17 protein-coding genes are annotated in these 21,776 nt (G+C 66.5%); 6 read left to right on the top strand and 11 right to left on the bottom strand.

Translation table 11 applies throughout. From position 1 onward, the window contains the following. Window positions 1-4: 4 nt before the first annotated feature. Window positions 5-898 (top strand): SMP-30/gluconolactonase/LRE family protein, encoded by an 894-nt coding sequence (locus tag GFS60_RS00615; protein ID WP_159918537.1) that lies wholly within the window; start codon window positions 5-7, stop codon window positions 896-898. A 139-nt stretch (window positions 899-1,037) separates the two neighbouring features. Next, window positions 1,038-2,207 (top strand): TetR/AcrR family transcriptional regulator, encoded by a 1,170-nt coding sequence (locus GFS60_RS00610; protein ID WP_236603333.1) that lies wholly within the window; start codon window positions 1,038-1,040, stop codon window positions 2,205-2,207. 258 nt (window positions 2,208-2,465) lie between these two features. Here GFS60_RS00610 and GFS60_RS00605 read toward each other — a convergent pair whose 3' ends face one another. The 8 genes from GFS60_RS00605 to GFS60_RS00570 form a co-directional block, all read right to left on the bottom strand. Further along, entirely contained in the window at window positions 2,466-3,620 is a 1,155-nt protein-coding gene (locus GFS60_RS00605; protein ID WP_159918535.1) for an alpha/beta hydrolase family protein, read from the bottom strand. Beyond that, a complete protein-coding gene (bphC, locus tag GFS60_RS00600; RefSeq protein WP_159918534.1) occupies window positions 3,617-4,528 on the bottom strand; it encodes a biphenyl-2,3-diol 1,2-dioxygenase in 912 nt (303 codons plus the stop codon). The genes GFS60_RS00605 and bphC overlap by 4 nt, the downstream gene beginning before the upstream one ends. A gap of 88 nt (window positions 4,529-4,616) precedes the next feature. Further along, on the bottom strand, window positions 4,617-5,795 hold the full coding sequence (locus GFS60_RS00595; protein ID WP_159918533.1) for an acyl-CoA dehydrogenase family protein: 1,179 nt from the start codon (window positions 5,793-5,795) through the stop codon (window positions 4,617-4,619). Between the two features lie 40 nt (window positions 5,796-5,835). After that, window positions 5,836-6,894 carry a 4-hydroxy-2-oxovalerate aldolase gene (dmpG, locus tag GFS60_RS00590; RefSeq protein WP_159918532.1) on the bottom strand — a complete coding sequence of 353 codons (1,059 nt, stop codon included), beginning with the start codon at window positions 6,892-6,894 and terminating at the stop codon, window positions 5,836-5,838. Window positions 6,895-6,931: 37 nt separating this feature from the next. Continuing rightward, the gene (locus tag GFS60_RS00585; RefSeq protein ID WP_201453582.1) at window positions 6,932-7,837 is read right to left on the bottom strand and encodes an acetaldehyde dehydrogenase (acetylating); all 906 of its coding nucleotides are present in this window, start codon (window positions 7,835-7,837) and stop codon (window positions 6,932-6,934) included. A gap of 8 nt (window positions 7,838-7,845) precedes the next feature. Beyond that, window positions 7,846-8,631 (bottom strand): 2-keto-4-pentenoate hydratase, encoded by a 786-nt coding sequence (locus GFS60_RS00580; RefSeq protein ID WP_159918530.1) that lies wholly within the window; start codon window positions 8,629-8,631, stop codon window positions 7,846-7,848. Further along, window positions 8,631-10,334, bottom strand: coding sequence for an FAD-binding protein (locus tag GFS60_RS00575; protein WP_159918529.1), 1,704 nt, complete (start codon window positions 10,332-10,334; stop codon window positions 8,631-8,633). The genes GFS60_RS00580 and GFS60_RS00575 overlap by 1 nt, the downstream gene beginning before the upstream one ends. Then, window positions 10,331-11,206 (bottom strand): alpha/beta fold hydrolase, encoded by an 876-nt coding sequence (locus GFS60_RS00570; RefSeq protein ID WP_159918528.1) that lies wholly within the window; start codon window positions 11,204-11,206, stop codon window positions 10,331-10,333. Before GFS60_RS00570 ends, GFS60_RS00575 begins: the two co-directional genes overlap by 4 nt. Before the next feature lie 196 nt (window positions 11,207-11,402). Here GFS60_RS00570 and GFS60_RS00565 point away from each other — a divergent pair, with 196 nt between their 5' ends. Then, on the top strand, window positions 11,403-11,939 hold the full coding sequence (locus tag GFS60_RS00565; RefSeq protein ID WP_159918527.1) for a flavin reductase family protein: 537 nt from the start codon (window positions 11,403-11,405) through the stop codon (window positions 11,937-11,939). 33 nt (window positions 11,940-11,972) lie between these two features. Here the strand turns inward: GFS60_RS00565 and GFS60_RS00560 are convergent, their stop codons facing one another. The 3 genes from GFS60_RS00560 to GFS60_RS00550 form a co-directional block, all read right to left on the bottom strand. Beyond that, window positions 11,973-12,866, bottom strand: a complete 894-nt coding sequence (locus GFS60_RS00560) for an IclR family transcriptional regulator (RefSeq protein ID WP_159918526.1) — start codon at window positions 12,864-12,866, stop codon at window positions 11,973-11,975. 311 nt (window positions 12,867-13,177) lie between these two features. Next, the gene (locus GFS60_RS00555; RefSeq protein ID WP_159918525.1) at window positions 13,178-14,419 is read right to left on the bottom strand and encodes a UPF0158 family protein; all 1,242 of its coding nucleotides are present in this window, start codon (window positions 14,417-14,419) and stop codon (window positions 13,178-13,180) included. Window positions 14,420-15,028: 609 nt separating this feature from the next. Next, window positions 15,029-17,356, bottom strand: a complete 2,328-nt coding sequence (locus GFS60_RS00550) for an ATP-binding protein (RefSeq protein WP_159918524.1) — start codon at window positions 17,354-17,356, stop codon at window positions 15,029-15,031. Between the two features lie 173 nt (window positions 17,357-17,529). Here GFS60_RS00550 and GFS60_RS00545 point away from each other — a divergent pair, with 173 nt between their 5' ends. The 3 genes from GFS60_RS00545 (at window position 17,530) to GFS60_RS00535 (ending at window position 21,655) form a co-directional block, all read left to right on the top strand. Continuing rightward, window positions 17,530-18,483 carry an AraC family transcriptional regulator gene (locus GFS60_RS00545; RefSeq protein WP_159918523.1) on the top strand — a complete coding sequence of 318 codons (954 nt, stop codon included), beginning with the start codon at window positions 17,530-17,532 and terminating at the stop codon, window positions 18,481-18,483. A gap of 40 nt (window positions 18,484-18,523) precedes the next feature. Beyond that, window positions 18,524-20,551 carry an acetoacetate--CoA ligase gene (locus GFS60_RS00540; protein ID WP_159918522.1) on the top strand — a complete coding sequence of 676 codons (2,028 nt, stop codon included), beginning with the start codon at window positions 18,524-18,526 and terminating at the stop codon, window positions 20,549-20,551. A 192-nt stretch (window positions 20,552-20,743) separates the two neighbouring features. Next, entirely contained in the window at window positions 20,744-21,655 is a 912-nt protein-coding gene (locus GFS60_RS00535; protein WP_159918521.1) for an MBL fold metallo-hydrolase, read from the top strand. Window positions 21,656-21,776 lie beyond the last annotated feature (121 nt).

Here is a 21,776-nt window from a genome sequence, read left to right as displayed (position 1 = left end):
AACAATGAAGTTGCACAGCCTCACCGAGTTCGCATCGGGTCACCAGTTCCTCGAAGGTCTGCGCTGGCACGACGGCGCACTCTGGGCCAGTGATTTCTTCAGCAAGAAGGTGCTGAAATTTTCCGATGACGGATCTGCGACGACGATCGCCGAAATCCCCGGCGTCCCATCTGGTCTGGGCTTCCTGGCGGACGGATCGACGCTCGTGGTGTCGCAGACCGACACCACCATCCAACGGATCGCCGCGGACGCGACCGTGAGCACGTTCGCCGACTTCAGCAGCATCGCAGGCGGACCAGGGAACGACATGCTCGTCAATGCAGACGGTCACGTCTACGTCGGCAACTTCGGATTCGCCATCGGGTCCGAGGTCCCGAGACCGACAGCACTCGCGCACATCGACCCCCAGGGCAACCTGAGCCGCGTCGACGGCGACGTCCTCTTCCCCAACGGCATGGCCGTTACGCCTGGCGGAGCACTGCTGGTGGCCGAGACGTTCCGGCACAGGATCACCGCCTTCGACATCGAACCGGACGGATCGCTGTCGAAGCAGAGGGTCTGGGCTCAGCTCGAGGAATCGTTCAACCCCGACGGCATCGCTCTCGACACCGACGGCGGTGTTTGGTTCGGGAACGCCCTCACGATGGGCGACGACAGCGGCTTCTACCGCGTGATCGAGGGGGGCGAGATCACCGACAAGGTGCCGGTCTCCGGAGCCCAGGCGGTCGCCTGCGCGTTCGGCGGCGACGACCTCGCCACACTCTATATGAGCTGCAACTCCACCACGCTCGAGGACTTCCTCGAAGGGCGCTCGAGCGCGGTCATCACGGCCGCCGAGGTCGGACGCGTGGGTGCGCCGGCCGCGCCCAGCGCCTCGACCTCTCATATCTCGACGTAGTCTCCCGTCGCCCCGGGCCGTCCTGACGGCCCGGGCCAGGCGACCCCCTCAGTAGTATGCCGAGGCAGAAGAAGGGGAGACTGCAGCTATGGATGCCGCCACTACAGAGTCAGGTACCCACCGACCTCGCTCACGGCGAGTGGAAATTGCCGAGAACGCCAGTGAGCTCTTCAGCTCCCGTGGCTTCCACGCCGTCCGAATGGAGGACATCGCCGAAGCGAGCGGCATCACGGCGCGCGCCCTTTACCGTCACTACGCGAACAAGCAGGCCTTGCTAGCCCACGTGGTGCGTGAGGATCAACAGCGCGTCATCGAAACGCTCACTGCCCTCACCGAGCAGCCGGCCGACGAGCGGGGTCTCGATGCGAGTCTCACCGCACTGACCAATTCCGCGCTGGAGAGCCGTCAACTATCCCTGTTGTGGCAACGCGAGGCCCGCCACCTCGACGCCGACGACTACCGACTGGTCCGACGACAGACCCGATGGATCGCCGAGAAGTTCGAGGCGCTCCTCATCGACTCCGAGCGAGACGACCTCAACGAAGCCGCCGCCGACATCAGAAGCTGGGTCGTGGTCAGCATCGTTTCCGGTCCTGGCCTCTACGCCAGCACCCTCTCGCGCCCACGCCTCGCCCAGGACCTGATCGCAGCGAGCAAGCGGGTCATCAACGAGCCCGCCGCTGTCGCGGCCGACGCGCCGCCTGACAACGAGGTCCACAGAACCTCGATCTCACGGCGTGAGCAGTTAATCTATGCCGCAGCAAGGGCATTCCGTGACAAGGGGTTCGGCGGCGTGAGCATCGACGACATCGGCGGTCAGCTCGGCATCGTCGGCCCGGCCCTCTACCGATACTTCGACAACAAGGCCGACATTCTGGTCGCCACCGTGAACCGGCTCCAGGAGTGGCTGGCCTTGGAGATGACGCGAGCCATGCGTACCCGGTGCCCCGACGAAGAAATGCTCCCCCATCTTGTCCAGGGATACGTCCGCATAGCACTCGAGGAGACCGACCTGTTGGCCGTCTCCCTCACCGAGCGGCTCTACCTGCCCGCCACCGTCAGCGAGCGCATCGACCGCGTCCAGGCCGACTACATTGCTGAGTGGCAGCGCTGGTTGTCGGTCGCCCGCCCCGACCTGTCTGAGGCACGCGCAGCAACACTGGTCAAGACGGCCAAGACGGTTATCGACGACTGCGTGCGGATCCCGCATCTCCGGCAATATCGAGATTTCCCTGCAGAACTCACGCACGCTACTCTCGCGACACTCGGACTTCAGCTCAGCTCCCCTGTGGTCGAGGAGTCTGCGTAGGACCTCGATCTGGTGCAGCCCACCCGACGGCCAATCAACAAGTCGGCACCTACAGGAGAAGAAAAGTCTCTGTTCGAGGCGCGTCCGAGCACAGTCGCACGCCTGTTGGCTTCTGCATAGGCTTGTAGCAGTGGATTCTCAGTCTTTCTCCGACGTCTCTGACCTGGGTGTAAACCCCTGGGCTCGCGACCTGGGACCCAGGCATCACCAGCCGATTGTCAACTCCCTTGACGGTCGTGGTGTCGAGACCCGGCATCCTCAGCGGTCGAGGTTGCCGTTGACGAAATTTTGCGCGTCGGCCTGCGAAGCTCCGATGGTGGCCCGGTGATCCGCACCCTCGTACGTCACGTACTCGAGGTCGTTCCCCCTGTCCCGCAACGTCTTCACCATCAGATCGGTGGACGGCTTGGCCACCACCCTGTCACCGGAGCTCTGTGTGATCAGCGTCGGCACCTGGACATCCACCTGCGAGGGTTCCTGACGCGTCAGGTACTCCGTGAGCGGCCCCAGATCGGCGTCCGGACGGAAAACCTGCCCGGCGGGTACCGGTGGCACCTTGCGGATGTCGTCGAGGCAACCGGTTCGCGCGGCGGCGAGCAGGAGCTGGGCCTGCTCGGTCAGCAATGCCGACGGGTCGATAGATGGGTCCGCAGCCTGCGCCCCGAGAAGAATCAGCGGTAAGAACGCCTCCGCCGCTTCGATTCCTGGCACACCGGACCGGAAGTACTGCGGCGTCTGGTCGAGGCCGCTGCCCGGCGCAATCGCCACCGCACCCTTCAGCTCGAGTTCCGGTGCCCGCTCCCCGGCCTGGGCGGCAGTGAACAGCGCCGCCTGCCCACCCTGGCTGTGCCCGACCACGAACCACTGGGAGCCGACCGCCGGATCCAACTCACGCACGGCCCGCACGATGTCGACGACGGCGTTGACCTCGGTGTCACCGTTGACATATGGATGAATACCCGGCGTACCCAGCCCGTGGTAGTCCGTGCGGACCACGGCGAAACCCTGCTCGACCCAGTCGTCGAGGGAGGCGTCGACCTCAGTCAGATAGGCGTGGGTGGGGCCGCCCGGGAAGTCCGCCGACGGCGCGCAAGCGTCGGCCACACCGGTGGTGCCGTGTGCCCAGCTGATCACCGGGTACCCGCCCTCGGGTGCCGGTGTGCGCGGCAATGCGACGGTGCCCGACACCACCACGGGATCACCGTTCACATCCTGGGAGGTGTAGGTGATCAGCTCGTTGCGGGCGGCACTCGGCAATGCCGGAGCGTCGGTCACCGCACTGGACGTGAGCAATTGGCCCGCCCGGAGCACATCCGGTTCCGTCGTCGTCTCGGAGGGCTCGGTCGAGCACGCAGCGCCGGTGAGCACGACGAGAGCCGCCACCGCCCCGAACCCGGTACGCGCCGAGTTCATGAGAACGCTGCCAGTGGCTCGGACCCGGACCAGTCGTGGCCCCAGTAACTGTCGGCGGTGATTTCCTCGGCGGTGTAATACTTTTCGTCGACGAGCATTCCCTCGGTACCGAACTCGAGGTCCCAGCCGCCGGGAGCCCGCACGTAGAACGAGACCATCCGATCATTGGTGTGGCGACCCAGTGTCGAGGAGATCGAGAATCCGAGCTTGCCGAGCCGGTCGAGTGCCTGGCCGACGGCGTCGAGGGTGTCGACCTCCGTCATCAGATGCACCATCCCGGGTTCGCCGCCGTGCGGCGCCGGGCACAGCGCGAGACTGTGGTGACGCTGATTGACTCCCATGAAGCGGACCCGGCGGGCGGGACCTTGGGCATCGGGCGGCCCGAGGCGGATGGCACCGCGCGGCAGGAAACCGAGCACCTCGGTGTAGAACGTGTAGGCCTCCTCGAACGCCGGGGTCGGGAGCACTACATGTCCCAGACCCTGTGCGCCGGTGACGAACCGGCCACCGTGGGGGGTGACCACCGGACTGTGGTCGAGAACCGGCCCGAAGAACACTTCCACCCGCGTCCCGGACGGGTCGTCGAATGCGATGACCTGCTCGGCGTCGCGGTACCGTGCCTCGTCCTCGGACAGAACGTCAACGGCGACACCCGACTTCTCGACCTGCTCACGCACCCGTTGCAGGGCGAACTGGTCGCGGACCTCCCACCCCACGGCCAAGGCCTTGTCCTTCTCGCCGGGCAGCACGATCAGTCGGGCCCGCCGCTCGTCGAGCCGCAGGTACAGGCCGTCCGGCTCCGGGCCGGAACCCATCGCCATGCCCAGCCCGTCCACCACCAACTCGCGCCAGCGCGGCACGTCCGTCGTCTGGATCCGGAGGTAACCGAGTCCTCGAATGTCTGTCATGGAGAATCCCTTTCCTGAGGGCGGCACCGCCACCCGTGCGCCTTTCTGGTTGTTCCAGCTACCAAAAAGGCGCACGGGCGCGGAGCGCCTAGATCATGGAGCGGTGCACACCCTGCGGTTCGCCGCCGAGCTGGGTGAGTGCGGAAGAGTGGTAGATGGACCCTGGCACGTGGATGGCGTGGGAGAGTCCGGCGTGGGCGTCACGCCAGAACCGCTGCATCGGTGTGCTGAGCTGCAGCGCGCCGCCGCCGGAGCGGGCGAAGATCTCGTCGACTGCGCGGACCGCACGCCAGGCGGCCGCTGTCTGGGTGCGTCTGCCGATGGCACGCAGTTCGAACGTGACGTCCTGCCCCTTTTCTGTCATGTCCCAGAACCGGTCGACGGTCTCGAGGATCGCGGCGCGCGACGCTGCGATTTCCGCGGCCGCCTCGCCGATCGCGAACAATACGTATGGATCTTCCTTGATGGCGGTGCCGGATACGGTGACCCGTTCGCGTTGCGCGTTGAGGTGGCACGCCAGCGCGCCTTCGGCGATGCCGATCAGCGAGGAGGTGATACCGAGCGGGAAGATGCACGAGAACGGGAAGTTGTAGAGCGTCTGGGTACGTCCGAATTCCTTCGGCGCGGACCCGTCGAACACTTTGTCCGCCTGCAACGTCCGGTGCTGCGGAATGAACGCGTCCTTCACGATCAGGTCCTTCGACCCAGTGCCGCGCAGGCCCACGACGTTCCAGCTGTCCTGGTCGATGTCGTAGTCGGAACGGGGCAGGAGCACGTGCAGGATCTTCGGCGGCATCACCCGGTTGCCGTCGGCATCACCGACAGCGGCGCCGATCATGATCCAGCCGCAGTGGTCGGTGCCCGAAGAGAACGACCAGCGTCCGTTGAGGACGTAGCCACCGTCGGTCGGCACGGCGACACCCATCGGCGCGTACGGGGAGGCCATCCACATGTCGGGGTCTGCGCCCCACACCTCGTCCTGGGCCTTGCGGTCGAAGAACGCCAGTTCCCACGGGTGGACGCCGACGATGCCGCTGACCCACCCGGCTGCGCCGTCGATGGCACCGATCCCCATCGTGGTCTCCGCGAATTCGCGAGGATGGGCTTCGTGGCCGCCGTATTCCTTGGGTTGCAGCATCCGCATCACGCCGGAGTCGCGCAACCGCTTGGCGGAGGTGTCCGACAGGCGCATCAGCTTGTCGCCCTCGGCGCCTTCCGCGCGGATTTCGTCCGCGAACTGTTCGATCCTGTCAAGAACCTGACCCATGATGATCTCGGCTTTCTGGTTTGGGCACCCGGTCAGGCGCCTAGGCGGACTTCTTCTCGGCAACAGCGGCGCTCGCGGCCTGCCGGTCCGCGAGACCGAGCGCGATTTCGATCAGCTGGTCCTCCTGCCCGCCGACCAGTTTGCGGCGGCCGGCCTCGATGAGGATTTCCGCACCGGACACCCCGTACCGGCGGGCGTGCGCATCGGCGTGCTTGAGGAAGCTCGAGTAGACGCCCGCGTATCCCATCGTGAGGGACAGCCGGTCGAGAAGGCAATCGTCGTCCATGATCGGCCGCACCACGTCCTCGGCGGCGTCGATGATCTTCAGAGTGTCGATGCCGGTGCGGATTCCGAGCTTCTCGGTGACGGCAGCGAAGGCCTCGACCGGAGTGTTACCCGCGCCCGCGCCGAAGCGCCGGGTGGACCCGTCGATCTGCAGCGCGCCGGCCTCGACGGCGAGCACGGAGTTGGCGACGCCGAGGCCGAGGTTCTCGTGTCCGTGGAAGCCGACCTGTGCGTCGTCCCCCAGTTCGGACACCAGCGCGGCGACCCGGTCGCTGACACCGTTCATGATGAGCGCACCCGCCGAGTCCACCACGTAGACGCATTGGCAGCCGGCGTCGGCCATGATCCGGGCCTGCTTCGCGAGCGCTTCGGGCGGCTGGCTGTGCGACATCATCAGGAAGCCGACGGTTTCGAGCCCGAGGTCGCGGGCGAGCCCGAAGTGCTGGACGGAGATGTCGGCCTCCGTGCAGTGGGTCGCGATCCGGCAGATGCGCGCACCGTTGTCGGCAGCCTCCCGGATGTCGGACTGGACACCCAAGCCGGGGAGCATGAGGAAGGCGATCTGCGCCTGCTTCGCCGTCTCCACGGCGGCCTTGATCAGCTCCTGCTCCGGGGTGTGGCTGAAGCCGTAGTTGAACGAGGAACCGCCGAGCCCGTCACCGTGGGTGACCTCGATGACGGGAACGCCGGCGGCATCGAGTGCCCCGACGATGGAGCGGACGTGGTCGACGGTGAACTGGTGCCGCTTGGCATGGGAACCGTCGCGCAGGGACGAGTCCGTCACCCGGATGTCGAGATCGGCGCTGTAAGGCATCGGTATTCCTTCGAAGAGTGAGTGGTAACGGACGCGTTCAGACGCTCGCGCCGAGGATCTGCGTCGCGAAGCTCTCGCCCACCTTGGTGGCGGCGGCGGTCATGATGTCGAGGTTGCCCGAGTACGGCGGCAGGAAGTCGCCGGCGCCCTCCACCTCGAGGAAGATGCCGACCCGGGCGAGCCCACCACTGATCGGTGTCGGGTCGTCGAACTGCGGTTCGGCGCGCAGGCGGTAACCGGGCACGTAGGACTGCACGGACGACACGACGTCGTGGATCGACGTGCTGATCGCATCCCGGTCGGCGTCGGCGGAAATGGCGCAGAACACGGTGTCCTTCATGAACATCGGCGGCTCGGCCGGATTCAGGATGATGATGGCCTTGCCCTTCTTCGCCCCGCCGATCGTCTCGATACCCCGACTCGTGGTGATCGTGAATTCGTCGATGTTGGCGCGGGTACCGGGTCCGGCGGACGGGGACGCCACGCTGGCGACGATCTCGGCGTAGGCCACATCGGTAATCCGGGAGACGGCGTACACCATCGGGATGGTGGCCTGCCCGCCGCAGGTAATGAGGTTGACGTTGGGCGCAGTCCGGTGCTCGCCCATGTTGACGGCCGGCACGACCGCGGGACCGAGCGCGGCGGGAGTGAGATCGACCGCCTGGATGCCCAGCTCCCGATAGCGCGGGGCGTTCACCCGGTGCACGTAGGCGGACGTGGCCTCGAAGACGATGTCGGGGCGTTCGTCCTGGGCGAGCAGCCAGTCGACACCGTCGGCGCTGGCGACCACGCCCCGATCGGCCGCACGCTTGAGTCCCTCACTGTCCGGATCGACACCGATCATCCAACGCGGTTCGATGATGTCCGAACGCAGGAGCTTGTACAGGAGGTCGGTGCCGATGTTGCCGGATCCGACGATCGCGGCGAGAGCCTTGGTCACAATTTTCGCCCTTACTTGAATTCTACTGATACGGAGCCGATGTCACTGAAGTCGGCGCGAAACACGTCGCCGGGACGGGCATCGATCGCCCGGGTGCACGAGCCGGGCAGGATCACGTGACCGGCCTCGAGTCGCACTCCGAAACTCGCGACCTTCCGTGCCAGCCAGGCCACGGCCTTCGTCGGGTTGCCGAGCACCGCCGACGCCTCGCCGCGGGCAATTTCCTCGTCACCCTGGAAGAGCACGGCCGAGATGGCGCCGATGTCCACGCTCGACGGTTCCACCCGTCCGGCGCCGAGGATCACTCCCGCCGACGACGCGTTGTCGGCGATGGTGTCGGCCAGCCCGATCTTCCAGTCCGTGATGCGTGAGTCGATGAGTTCGATACTGGGAACGATGTATTCGGTGGCCGCGAGAACGTCCGCCTCGGTGCACCACTCCCCCGGCAGCGTCTCGCCCAGCACGTAACCGATCTCCACCTCGATGCGCGGATAACAGAACCGGGCGGTGTCGATCGGGGTTCCCTCGGCGTACACCATGCTCGACAGCAGGTGTCCGTAGTCGGGCTCGTCGACGCCCATCATCTTCTGCATGACCTCGGAGGACAGCCCGACCTTGTGGCCGTACACCGTCTCCCCCGCATCGAGCCGCGCGCGGATGTTGATCAGCGCGATCTCGTAGGCGTCGACCACGTCGATGTCCGGGTAGGTCGAGGTGAGCGGTTCGATGGGTGCCCGGTCCCGTTCGGCATCACTCAGGGACCGGGCCGCATCCAGCCTCTGCCGCTCGCTCAGCATCAGGCCACCTCGCCCGCGTGTGAGCGAGTCTCTCGCCGCAGGTCACCGGCCTGGGCGGCGTGCTGCGCGGCGATGTAGCCGAACACCATGGCGGGACCGATGGTCGCGCCCGCACCGGCGTATTCGTTGCCCATCACCGAGGCCGAGGTGTTGCCGGTGGCGTACAAGCCGTCGATGACCGAACCGTCCTCGCGGAGAACCCGCGCGTCGGCGTCGGTGACGAGTCCACCCTTGGTGCCCAGGTCGCCGGCCTCGCAGCGGATGGCGTAGAAAGGGCCCTGGGTGATCTCGTCGAGGCACGGGTTCTTCATCGTCGGGTCGCCGTAGTACCGGTCGTACGCGCTGTCGCCGCGGTCGAAATCCTCGTCCCTGCCAGTGCGGGCGAAGCCGTTGAACCGGTCGACCGTCGCCACCAGAGTGTCGGCCTTCACGCCGATCTGATCCGCGAGGTCGCGCAGGGTGTCGGCTTTGTGCACCACACCGGAGTCGTAAAAGCCCTGGGGGAACGGCACACCCGGCAGAACCTGCGCGAACGGGTAGCGCGACTTCGCCTTGGAGTCCATCACGAACCAGGCGGGAACATGGCCTCCGTCGAGCTGATCGTGCACGAAGTTCACGTACGGCGACGACTCGTTGGTGAAGCGTTCGCCGCGGCCGTTCACGATCACGGACGGCGGAATGCACCGCTCGGACACCAGCGGGATCACGGCGCCCATCGGATGCATCACCGACGGCATCCACCACGCATCGTCCATGAGATCGACTGCCGCGCCGAGGTTCTGACCCGCGAGAATCCCATCGCCGGTGTTCTCCTTGGCTCCGGCACTGATGTTCGCGACACCGTGCTTGGGCAGGTACTCGGCGCGCATGTCTTCGTTGTGTTCGAAGCCGCCGGTCGCGAGGAGCACCCCGCGTTTTGCACCGATCCGGACGGTATTGCCGTCGCGCTTCGCGACCACTCCCACGACAGCGCCGCTGTCGTCGACGATCAGTTCCGTCATCGACGTCTGCAACCACAGCGGGACGCCGGCATCTTTGAGGACCATGCGCATCCTGGCCACCAGTGCGCGTCCGCCGGTCGCCATGTGACGACGACGAATCACGTTGGACGCCACCCGCCAGGCCGCCACCAGCGACGCCTTGCGTCCCTTCCAGGTGCGCTTCACCATGGCGAGGTCGTGGTAGTCCTTGGACGTCACCCACAGTCCGAGCGGGCCCTTCATGCTGTTCGGCCGCTGGTACCGCTCGTCGTCCTGCAATGCCCTCGTGTCGAAGGGCTTGCATTCGATGGTCCGCCCGAGGGGTCGGCCGCCGTCGTACTCGGGGTGGTAATCGGAGTAGCCCTTCACCCAGTAGAGCTTCATGTGCGGGCTGCGGTCGAGCAGTTCCATCAGCTCGGGGCCCTTGTCGACGAACGCGTCGAGACGGTCTGCCGACACCCGGCCCTCGGTGATGATGTCGAGGTAGCGGCGAATCGACTCGCGGGAGTCGACGACGCCCTTCTCGCGCAGGGTCGGGGCGTTCGGGATCCAGATTCCGCCACCTGAGATCGCGGTCGACCCACCGAACGTCGTGCCCTTGTCGATCACGAGGGTGTCGAGCCCGCGGTGCGCGGCGGTGATCGCGGCGGCCATTCCGCCGCCCCCGCTGCCGACCACGAGGAAATCGACGGTGGTGTCGAAGGTCTGCGAGCCGGCGCTCATCGGTCGCCACCTTCCTTGCGGAGCAGGAAGGCGAGGACGGCACTCTCGAACGCCGTCTTCTGCTCGATCATCGCCCAGTGCCCGCAGTTCGGAAAGACGTGGAGTTCCGCCTTCGGGATCAGCCGCATCGGGATGATCGACATGTCCACGGGACTCACCCGGTCGTCGCGACCCCACGTGAGGAGGGTGGGGGCTTTCACCTTGTGCAGCTGTGCCCAGTAGGGCGTGGCGTCGGACTCGAGGGCCGCCCGGGTGTTCGCCTCGAACGCTGCCCGGCTGTACATCTTGCGGGCGCTGGCGAGGGTGTCGGGTTCGGTGGCCTGTGTCCAGCGTTCCTCGATAAGTTCCTCGGTGACCATTGCGGGGTCGAACACCATCGAATGCAGCCAGTCGATCAGCCGCTCCCGTGTGGGGTCGTCCGTGAACTCCATGAGGAGTTTGATGCCCTCACCGGGGCCTGGGCTGAAGAGATTCTTGCCGATCCCGCCGATGGTGATCAGTTTGGTGACCCGGTCGGGGTGCGCGATGGCGAACTGGGTGGCGACGATGCCGCCCATCGAGTTCCCGAGGAGTGCGACCTCGTCGATTCCGAGCCCGTCGAGGAATCGGAGGACCGCGTCGGTGGCCGTGAGCATCGGATGCCCACCGAAGTCGTCGCTGACCCCGAAGCCGGGGAACTCCAGAATGAAGGTCCGGAAGTGCTCGGCGAAGACGTCGAGGTTGCCGCGGAAGTTGCGCCACCCCGTCACGCCGGGGCCGGAGCCGTGCAGCAGCAGGAGCGGCGGGCCGTCGCCGGCCTCGTGGTAGCGAAGCACGCCGAGGTCGGTGTTCAGCTCCTTCAGGGTGCCCTCGTAACTCGAGTCAGTCGTCATGGTCGATCACGTTGCCAGCGGGTGCACTGCTCGGACAGAAGCGATCCCGGTCAGCGAGACGTCCAGCGTCCCGGCGACGCCCCGAGCCGGGGCTTCCACTGATCGAGACGGCAGTTCGTGACCTGCCTGCCGCGTCCCTAGCCTCGAAAGCGATCACCGAATCAGTCGGTGTCGCAAACGATGTGGAGGTGGTCCGATGCCAACCGAACCGACGTGGCCCGAACTCGGCACGCAGATCGCCGCACCCACCCCCGACGAAATGCGGCGCAATCTCGGCCATTTCGCGAGTGGCGTCACGGTGGTGACCGGACTCGACGCCGACGGTCCGGTCGGATTCACCTGCCAGTCGTTCGCTTCGGTGTCGCTGGCGCCTCCACTGATCCTGTTCTGCGCCGATCATCGCGGGCGCGCCTGGCCACGCATCCAGGAGTCGGGGCGCTTCACCGTCAATGTCCTGCACGAAAATCAGACGGATCTCTGCATGCGCTTCGGCTCCAGCCGCGGCGAAAAATTCGACGGTCTCGACTGGGAGAGGTCGCCGTGGGCGACGCCCTCGCTCCCCGGCGTTCTGATGCGCGTGCACGCGGACGTGCAGTCGGTGCACACCGCCGGCGACCACGACATCGTGATCGGGCGGGTCCTCGGCCTCGAATCGGTCAGCGACGAGCGCCCGTTGGTGTTCTTCCGGGGTGGGTTCGGGCTGGGCGCCGTCCCCCGGCCCGTGCGCGCGTGACGAGTCCCGAGACTCGTCAACCGCGCACGAGCGCTACAGCCATTGCCCCGATTGCACCGACAGCAGCTGGTCGAGCGCCTCGGTGGACCAGGAGGTCTCGGGTATCTCCGCGGTCCGGCGGGCGCGGCGCGGCGTCACAGGTTCGGGATGCAGCGCCCGCGTGACGGCCCGGGCGGCGTCGACGACGAGAGGCGCCACCCGCTCGAGCTGCACCGTCCGGGCATCTCCGCACAGCGAGATACCGGCGACCGGGCCGTCGGCACTTCGGACCGCGACACCGACACAACCCACGCCGCGAACCGCCTCACCGCGCTCGAACGCGAGACCGCGGCGCTGCCGAATCCGGTTGAGTTCCTGATGGAGGGTGGTGAGTTCGGTGATGGTGCGGTCGGTGCTCCTGTCGAGACGCTGCCCGTACAGGCTGTCGACCTCCTCGGGGTCCACCCACGCCAGCATCGCCTTGCCGCCGGCCGTCGTGTAGGCGGGAACCCGCCCGCCCACCTTGGACGGCAGCGCGGCCGCCATCCGGCCGCCGACCTTGTCGAGGTACAGGCTGTCCCCACCGTCCAGCACCGTCAGGTGCACGACCATTCCGGTCTGCATGTGCAGGTCGTGCAGCAGCGGCGCCGCGGCCGCCCGGATCTGGCCGTGCCCGTTGTCGCCGCCGCCCACCCCCATCGCTCGACGGCCGAGGCAATAACCGAAGCTGGCGTGATTCACCCAGTCCAGGCGCACCAACTGGTCGAGGATGCGGTGCACGGTCGATCGCGGCAGCCGGGTCCGGCACGCCACTTCCTCCAGGGTCAGGCGGCAGGTCCGGCCGTCGAACGCGTCGAGGATCAGCGTCATCCGTTCCACCATCGACGGCGGAACCTCCTTCTTCGCGGCAGGTACCGACGGTGCATTGCCTGAATCGATGACAGTCATCGACGCCTCCAAATATCCTGGTCACAAGCGTGCACCAGACTAAAACTGAAATGAATTCTTAAAATACTAACAGCTGTCCGCGGTGCGGGGAAGCAGACCGACAACGCTGACCGGGGTGTCCACCCAGGGGCCCGCGATCGGCCTCGGACGCTGCCTCTCGCGTGTTGGACGCCTCGAGACCCGTTTCCCGCGGATCCGGGTCGATGCGCGGCACCGTCAGCACGGTGTCAGCGGCACAGCTGGTGAGCCAGGTCGTCGCGACAGACCCATCTAACGGGTCACAGACACTGGTGGCACGGCGTGGGAGCCCGTCAGCCCACGCGGATGCCCTTGTCGGCGAGGAACTCTCGGGCACGACCCAGTTGGCGGTCGGTGGCGAAGGCGTACCACTGGTCGGTGAGGCTCTCTTGGTGGACGAGGTCGCGGAACCGGCCGAACGCGCCCTTACCCTCGATCGCCCGCCCCAGCCGCTCACGCAGCGCCGCATCGTGCTGCCGCTCGGCGAAGGCCGCCATGTCACGCCAGCCGTCCCGCGAGCCTGTCCGATCGAACCGGAGCCAACGGTCAGGCTCGGCCTCCACGTCGACGGCGGCGTCCTCGCCGACCATCATCGGGTCAGTGCTGATGGCGTCGTATACCTGTCCGGTGCGCAGGTCGACGTAACCACCCGTCGACATCCCCCGATCCACCTCCAACTCGGTGCCAAGCATCTCGAGGTCGACCGGCACCACCCGCCCGGCCAGCGGCTCGCCGCGCAGACACGCGAGCAGGTCCTCGGCCAACACCCCGTCACCCGGGCCGGCGCGCCAGGTCAGCCGGTTGATGACCGACACCGCCACCGGCTCGGCCTGCTTCCGTCGCTGCTTCAGTGCCATCGGTATGCCGGCCCCCACCTGTTGCAGCGCGTCGTCGACGTCATGTCCCCACACCGCGGCGAGGAACCGGGCGGAATCTGATGCCGCGACAGCGGCGCGCAGCTCGGACACATCGAGTACGGGCACCTGGTCCTGTGCGGGCCACGCGTGCAGCAGCATCGGATGCGGCCGACTCGGTCTGCGCGGTGCTCGGCTCTGCCCGTCGTCGTCGGCCCACCGGCGCCCGTACTGGTCCGGGATGGTGCCCCAGCCCCAGTACGGCACGGGGGCCTCGGGGCGGATGCCCAGCACTTCTATGGGGTCGACCTTGTCGCCGCCGATCACGCAGCGGTGGGTCCAGTCATCGCCCAGGTCGAAGGTGAACTGGAACTCCGCCCCGGGCCCCAGCAGCCGGGCGATTTTGGCCGACTCGATGTCCACCGCCTCGGTGATCGGCCCGCCGAGCGACTCCACCATCTCGGCGCCGGTCTCCGTGTCGGTGACTATGCGCCCATCGGCAAGGGTGAACATCGACAGGTGCGCGCGGTCCCACCGGGCGAAGGCGTCGTTGATCGCGTTCGCGAGGTCGCTGAAGGTGTGTGACGGTCCGACGGCGAAGATGCGGCCGGGCCATGGCCACAGGTCCTCACCGCGCCCGCCGAGCAATTCCACCGTCACCGACAACCACGTTCGTGCCATTCCCCGAGGATGGCATGCGGGCCGCGGCGCCGCCTGGCCACAGCCCAAACTGCGCACAGCGCGTCACCGCTAGCAGATCCTTGACCGGTTAACTGGGCCACCGAACATCCGGGTGCGCCGACCGTGAGTTGCGGAATGGCGAGTCGTGCATTCCGCGCCGCTAGCATCGTGCATCGTGACCGACAGCGTCGCCCACAAGCGAGATTGACATCGGCAGAGCGATACGAGTCGTATTCCCCGTCTTCGACGGCGGACACACCGGGCCGACCCTCAAATACGCTCAACGAGCGAAACAGCGGGCCTCAGGCTATGGATCAGTGAAGGGCGACCCGTAGGACAATCGTGCCCACTGGGGGTAGGGAAGCGCCCTTCTCCATCCAGTTCGAGTATCAGCTTCCAGGAAGGGACTGGAACATCGTGAAGCTGGTCACGACATGCGGGTACTCGGGCAAACGGAGGTATCGAGGCCTTCCACCTACGTCCGGAGCCACGAAGGGCCGGGAAAGCGGTCCTCCACGGTGACTGGGCTTCGCGCGCCCGCTAATCGAGGCGCAACTGCTGGCTCCGAGATCGCGAGTCACCGTGTCGGCGACAGTCGCCGCCCAGCTATCACCGACTTTGCGATTCCGGCGCGCGCCGTTGTGCCACCCAGGTCGCGATCTGAGTGCGGGAGTTGAACCCGAGTTTGGCGAAGATGTGCTCCACGTGTACGTCGACGGTGCGTCGGGAGATGACCAGCTTGGCCGCCACGTCCTTGCTCGACATTCCCTGCGCCACCAGGTCCGCGACCTCGCGCTCTCGAGGTGTCAACAAGCTGTCGGCCTGTCGGGGCTCGACGGGGGAGACTCGGTGCTCTCGGAGCGCGAAGGTCAGCATCTCCTCGACGGTGAGCTGGCCTCCGCGGGCAAACGCGGTGTCGAAGCCGGGGTTGCCCATCGCCTGCCGAGCCATGTTCTCGAACTGTTCGCGCCGCGCGAGCAGGTGTTTCGCTCCGAGCAGTGGGACGCCAACGGTCTGCCAGACCTGGTCCGATGCGCCGAGGAGCACGGCGGCTCGCTTGCAGTCGCCGCTCGCCGCGGCGGTCCAGGCGAGAGCGTCCAGGATGAAGGCCGAGCCCAGACTGTCCTGGGTGAACCGCTTGAGCTGGAGCGCCTCGCACAGATCGGCTTCGGCCTGCTCGAGCTCGCCCTGGAGGAGCCTCAAGAATCCCTTCGCCCACATGGCGTAGGACAACAGCCAACGCTCGCCGGCCTGCTTGCACTGTTCGCATGCCTCCTCGGCCACGTCGGCGGCTCTGTCAAGCTCGCCGGACAGCACGTAGGCCATGGTCAGTGCAGGGCGCACACTGTTGGGGTAGTCGGCGGGTACGTCGGCGCGCCCATATCGCTCGAGCGCTTCAACCAACAGTGGAATCGCAGCTCTCGGGTCGGTGCCCAGTGCGCGTAGGCCGAGCATATGGGTTGCGTAAGCCAGGCCCTGTGGGTCGCCCAGTCGGCCCGCAAGATCGTGGACGGCGTCGATCAGTGCAGTAGCAGCAGCCTCATCGCCCTGGAAGACAGCGATGTCAGCGGCGGTGCCCAGCGCCCAAACCCGCTCGAGACTCGGTTCTTGATCCATTGCCAACGCCCGGTCCAGCCACAGGCGGCCTTCGGTCATGAAGCCGAGCGCAGTCCAGAGGAACCAGGGCCGGCCGGCCATTCGGAGTCCGACGCGCACCTCGTCTGGCCGCGCGAGGCAGAATTCGAGCGCCGCGCGCACGTTCGGATGCTCCACACGCAGCAGGGCCGCCCAATCCTCCTGACCCGGGCCGAACCACTCCGCGGCAGCCTTCTCGATGAGCCGCCAGTACCAATCCCGGTGCCTGCGTTGCACCTTCGCTTCGGAGCCGGACTCTCGTAGTCGGGCCTGGCCGTACTCCCGGATAGTTTCCAACATGCGGAACCTGACACGCCGGCCGTGCTCGCCGCGGATCAGGATCGATTTGTCGGTCAGCCCGGCCACCGTGTCGAGAAGGGCCTCCTCGGCGAGCAACTCGTCCGCGCAGACAGCCTCGAGCGCGTCAAGACCGAACCCACCAGCGAACACTGATGCGCGCGCCCACAGGGTCTGCTCCGCCGGAGTACACAGCTCGTAGCTCCAGTCGATCAGTGCCTGAAGGGTCTGATGCCGCTCCGGCAGGTTACGACTGCCCTCGCGAAGCAGCTCGAACCGACTATCCAGCCGATGCGCGAGCTCCTCCACCGTGAGCACGCGCAACCGTACCGCTGCCAGTTCGATCGCCAACGGGATCCCCTCCAGTCGCTGGCAGAGCCGGATGACCGCCTGTTCATTGTCGGGGGTGATCTCGAAGCCGGGAACGACCGCAGCCCCCCGGGCGGCGAACAGGTCGACAGCCGCGAACTGCGTCGCCGAGCCGGGAGCGAGATGGGCATCGACGTCGGGCACCGGGAGCGTTGGAACCGGGTACACATGCTCACCGGCGATCATCAGTGCCTGTCTGCTCGTGGCGAGGATCCGCAGTTTCGGCGCCACCCGGAGCAGCCGGTCCACCAGATCCGCGGCTGCCTCGAGCATGTGCTCGCAGTTGTCGAGGACTATCAAGGTGTGCCGGGGGCGCAAGTAGTCGGTGAGGACCAACGGGGCGGGGGCTGACTGCTCCCGAATCCCGAGTGCATCTATCAGCGTGTGCGGCAACAGGTCCGGGTCCTTCAGGGACGCCAGTTCGACCAGGCACACCCCATCCGGGAACGCGTGCCGGAGATCATGGGCCACCCGCAACGCGAGGCGGGTCTTGCCGACCCCACCCACTCCGGTCAACGTGACGAGCCGATCGGCGGAGAGAAGCTTTCGGACAGTCTGGGTCTCGGATCGACGACCCACGAAGCTCGTCAGATCCGCGGGCAGGTTGTCCGGCTGCTTGGCCGACCGTGAGGCCATGGTGCGGGCAGCCTAGCCCATCGCGCCTTCGACTTGGAAGAGTCGGGCTAGAGCCCGAATAGGTAATGCCGAATAGGTAATGGGATACGTCATTCACACAATGTCCCCCGTGGTGGTCCACAGGCAGGCTGTACAGGCAGATCAAACCTAGTCCACTGCTTTGGGAGGCCCCGATGACCGCGACCGCAGCCACCGAAATCGAGGTCCTCGACGTCGAGGCGGCCGGGCCTGGGGCCCGGTGGGAGACTGCGGTCCGCGATGTCTCGGGGCCGATGACGGTGCAACACCGCAAGAGGCGGGGCAATGCCACTCGCTTGCGTGCGCGAGACGTCGGCGACCTCCAGCTCGCGGACTGGGACTGCCCCGCCCTGCAAAGCGTGCTGTCGCTGGGTAAAGATTGTGACGCTGAGCGCGATGTCGTCGTTGTCGTGGCAGGTGACTGGGGCGACGAGCGACTTTCCTTTGCGGGCCCGAAGGCCGCGCTGGTGAACGGGACAGTGGTCGTGGCGACCGGCGGTTACGACGGTGACGGCTTCTCGGTGCCGGAGCGGGTCAGGAAACGCACGCTGACCCTGCCGCGGGCCGCGCTGCTAGCAGCTGGTTGCGACGCGAACATTCCTGGCTGCCTCGTGCTCGAGCAGGACCGGCCGCTGGTCGGCGTCCTGTTTACGACCCTTGACCAGGTCTGGAGCCGGTTACCAGCCATGCATCCCTCGGAGATCGAGGCGACCCGCGGGGCGCTGGTGGCACTGACTGTCGGCATCATCCGCGCAGAGACCGGCTCTGTCACAGGTCGATCGGTCTTGGCTGATTTGCGTGCGCAGATCGACAACTGGATCACGCGCAATCTTCGTAGCGGTCCGATCCATATCGAGGATCTTGCGGCCGCCCACAACGTCTCGACACGAACCATCCACCGGGCCTTCGCGCTGACCGGGGACACCATGACCGCTCTCGTGCGTGCACGGCGTATGGCCGCGGTCCGCGAGGAGCTTGTGAACTCCAACATGACCATCGCGACGATCGCTCACCGATGGTGCTACTACGACCCCAGCCACCTTCGCCGGGAGTTCCACCGCTGCTTCGGGGTCTCGCCGAGCGAGTATCGGGAAAGCCACGGCTGCTGATGCCCGTTCTGACTAGCAACGCGTGAAGAAGGGTGCAGATATGGATTTCGGAATGGACGCGGTCGTGGAGGTGAGTTCGATCGGACCCAGGGACGTCGCCTGGTCGCCCTCGGCAGAACGGATCGCCAGTGCCCGGATCAGTGAATTCATCGACTGGCTGCAGGCTACGGGCCGATTCGAGGCCACCTCCTACCAGTCCTTGTGGGACTGGTCGGTGACCAGTCCGGAGGAGTTCTGGGCGGCGATGAAGGACTACTTCGGGGTGACCATGACCGGTGTTGGCCCGGTGCTGGCAACACGGGAGATGCCCTTTGCCCAATGGTTTCCCGGCAGGCGGCTGAATTATGTGGACATGGTGCTGAGCCATGCCCAGTCGTCCCGCCCAGCGATCATCGACGATTCCGAACCTGGCGGGCCCGGGCCGCGGACGGTGTCCTGGACCGAGCTCTCCTGCCAGGTGACCGCGCTGGCGAACTGGTTGCGCGCCCGGGGCGTCGGCGAGGGCGACTGTGTGGTCGGATACCTCCCCAACATTGCAGAGGCGGTCATCGCCTTCCTCGCCACCGCGAGCGTTGGAGCGACCTGGTCGTGCTGCGGACAGGACTATCAACCGGAGGCGGTTGTCGACCGCCTCGGACAGCTCGCGCCGGTGGTCCTCGTCACGGCTGACGGCTACCGCTTCGGCGGACGCGAGGTCGACCGCCTCGCGGCCCTGCCAGCCCTGCAGGCCGGGATGCCGACGCTGCGTGAGGTGCTCGTCGTCGGCCGACTTCACTCTGATGCGAGTGTTTCCGCAGGCACCACGCCCTGGGTCGAGGCAGTCACAGGGGGTGGGCCGGCCATGACTCCCGCGCACGTGCGGTTCGACCACCCCCTCTGGGTGCTGTTCTCCTCGGGTACGACCGGGAAGCCGAAGGGGTTTGTTCACGGCCACGGTGGAGTCGTGCTCGAGCACCTCAAAGCCCTGGCTCTCCATCTCGACCTAGGGCCTTCCGACACGTACCTGTGGTACACCTCGCCGAGCTGGATGGTCTGGAACTCCCTCGTGAGCGGCCTCCTCGTCGGCGCGACGATCGTCTGCTACGACGGAAGTCCGTCGTACCCGACCGACGACGCGCTGTGGGCGCTCGCAGCCCGGCACGAGGTCACCGTGCTGGGCACGAGTCCGGCTTACCTCCAGGCCTGCGCCCGAGCGGGCCGGTCACCCGGCACCGACCACGATCTGTCTCGGCTGAGGACCCTCGGGGCCACCGGCTCCGTGGTCGCTCCCGAGTTGCACTTCTGGGTTGCCGATCACGTCGGCCGCGATGTGCCGCTCGCCTCGGTGACAGGGGGGACGGATGTCGCCAGCGGGTTCGCGGGCTTCGTGCCGATCCTGCCGGTGCGGGCCGGGGAGATCTCGGCCCCATACCTGGGCGTGGCCCTTGACTCGTGGGACGCCACCGGCCGAAGCCTGCGCGATGGCGTGGGCGAGTTGGTGGTGACACAGCCGATGCCGTCCATGCCGACCCGATTCTGGAACGACGGCGACGGCGCCCGCTACCGAGAGACCTATTTCGAGAGCTACCCCGGGGTCTGGCGGCATGGTGACTGGGTCACCATCACCGAACGAAACACCGTGATCGTCCACGGACGATCTGATTCCACGCTGAACCGTAACGGGATCCGGTTCGGTACCGCCGACATCTATCGCGTCGTCGAAGAACTTGCGGAGGTAGCGGAAGCTCTCGTGATCGGGGCGGAGCAGCAGAACGGTGAGTACTGGATGCCGCTGTTCGTCGTATTGTCCGATCACGCCGAGCTCGATGACGCGCTTCGCGAGCGCATTGTCGGGCGGATCCGCGAGGCGGTCTCGCCCCGAGTCGTGCCGGACGACGTGATCGTCGTCAGGGCGATCCCGCACACCCGAACGGGCAAGAAGCTCGAAGTCCCGGTCAAGCGCATCCTGCAAGGCAACGACGTCTCCGCGGTCGCTGAAGCACGGTCGATCGACGACCCGTCCCTGCTGGAAACCTTCGCCCGCTACGCAGCCACCCGTGCTGCGAACTCACCGGTGCATGGCGCGTGAGAACCACGCGCCATGCTGGCGGTGGGCCTATCGGTTTAGTCACGACCAGCGAATCGTGGCGGCTGTGTACCGGTGTCCGGCACGGCCGACCTACGTCCCGGAAATATCGCGCTCATACCGTTGATCTAACGGCGGTGGGCCGCAGGCCCACCCGATGCCACTGACCAATCACTCCCATTCTGGAGGCACTTCATGAATACCGACACCCGCCCACCCGCCGCAGCCGCCCCGCCGATCCGAGCGACCGTGTACGTCGGTCGCTGGCCCGAGATCCCCGCGGGAGACTGGCCTGATGTTCCCCGCGGCAAATTCTCGCCCACCACTGCGACGTTGATCAGCGGTCCGACCGAAGCTGTGCTCATCGACGCCCAGTACCTCGAGGATGACGTCCGGGACCTGGGGGACCTGATCGAGCGCACCGGGAAGCAACTCACGACGATCTACGTGACGCACGCCCATGCCGATCACTACCTGGGCATCGGTCCCCTGATGGAGCGGTTCCCGGACGCGAAGTGCGTTGCGCTGCCCCACGTGGTCGAGGCCATGAAGGAATCCATGGAACTGCAGCAACAGCAGTGGGCGATGCTGTTCGGCGACGCCTGCGTCGTCAGTGATGCGCTCCCCGACCCGATCGACGACAACACGCTCTACGTCGACGGCTCGCCTCTCAACATCGTCGAGGTGAAGCAGGCCGACATCCATCCCACGACCATCGTGCACATTCCGGAGATCGATGTCGTCGTTGCCGGTGACTCCATCTACAACGAGATCCACCCAATGCTCGGTCTGTCGACACCCCAGGAATGGCAAGACTGGCTCGAGACTGTGGACCTGGTGGAGAAGCTGGCCCCCAAGGTGATCGTCGCCGGCCACCGCAGGCCCGACGGCGACGACCACGCCGTCGATTCCATGATCACCGAAACACGTTCCTACATCCAGGATTTCGCCGCTGCCTACGAGGTTGCGGACGATGCTGAGGACCTGGTCCGCATCATGTCGGCGAAGTACCCGGGGCATGGAAACCTCTGGACCCTGCAGTTCTCGGCCATGAACGCGATCCAGCTTCGAGACGCAGGTTCGACCGCGGCGGAAATCCGGCCGTAACTTCCCAGGCTGGACCCCGCGCCAGCGAACGACGCCGCAGCTCGGGGCTCGCAGAACAGCGAGCCTCGAGCCTCGACGCGGGTCCCTCCTGCCCCGGCCCATCGCGACGATGGGTGCAGTT

Origin of the sequence: Rhodococcus sp. WAY2 (assembly GCF_009859915.1) — a bacterium.
GTDB lineage: Bacteria > Actinomycetota > Actinomycetes > Mycobacteriales > Mycobacteriaceae > Rhodococcus_F > Rhodococcus_F oxybenzonivorans.
This window is presented reverse-complemented; position numbering and strand designations above follow the sequence as displayed.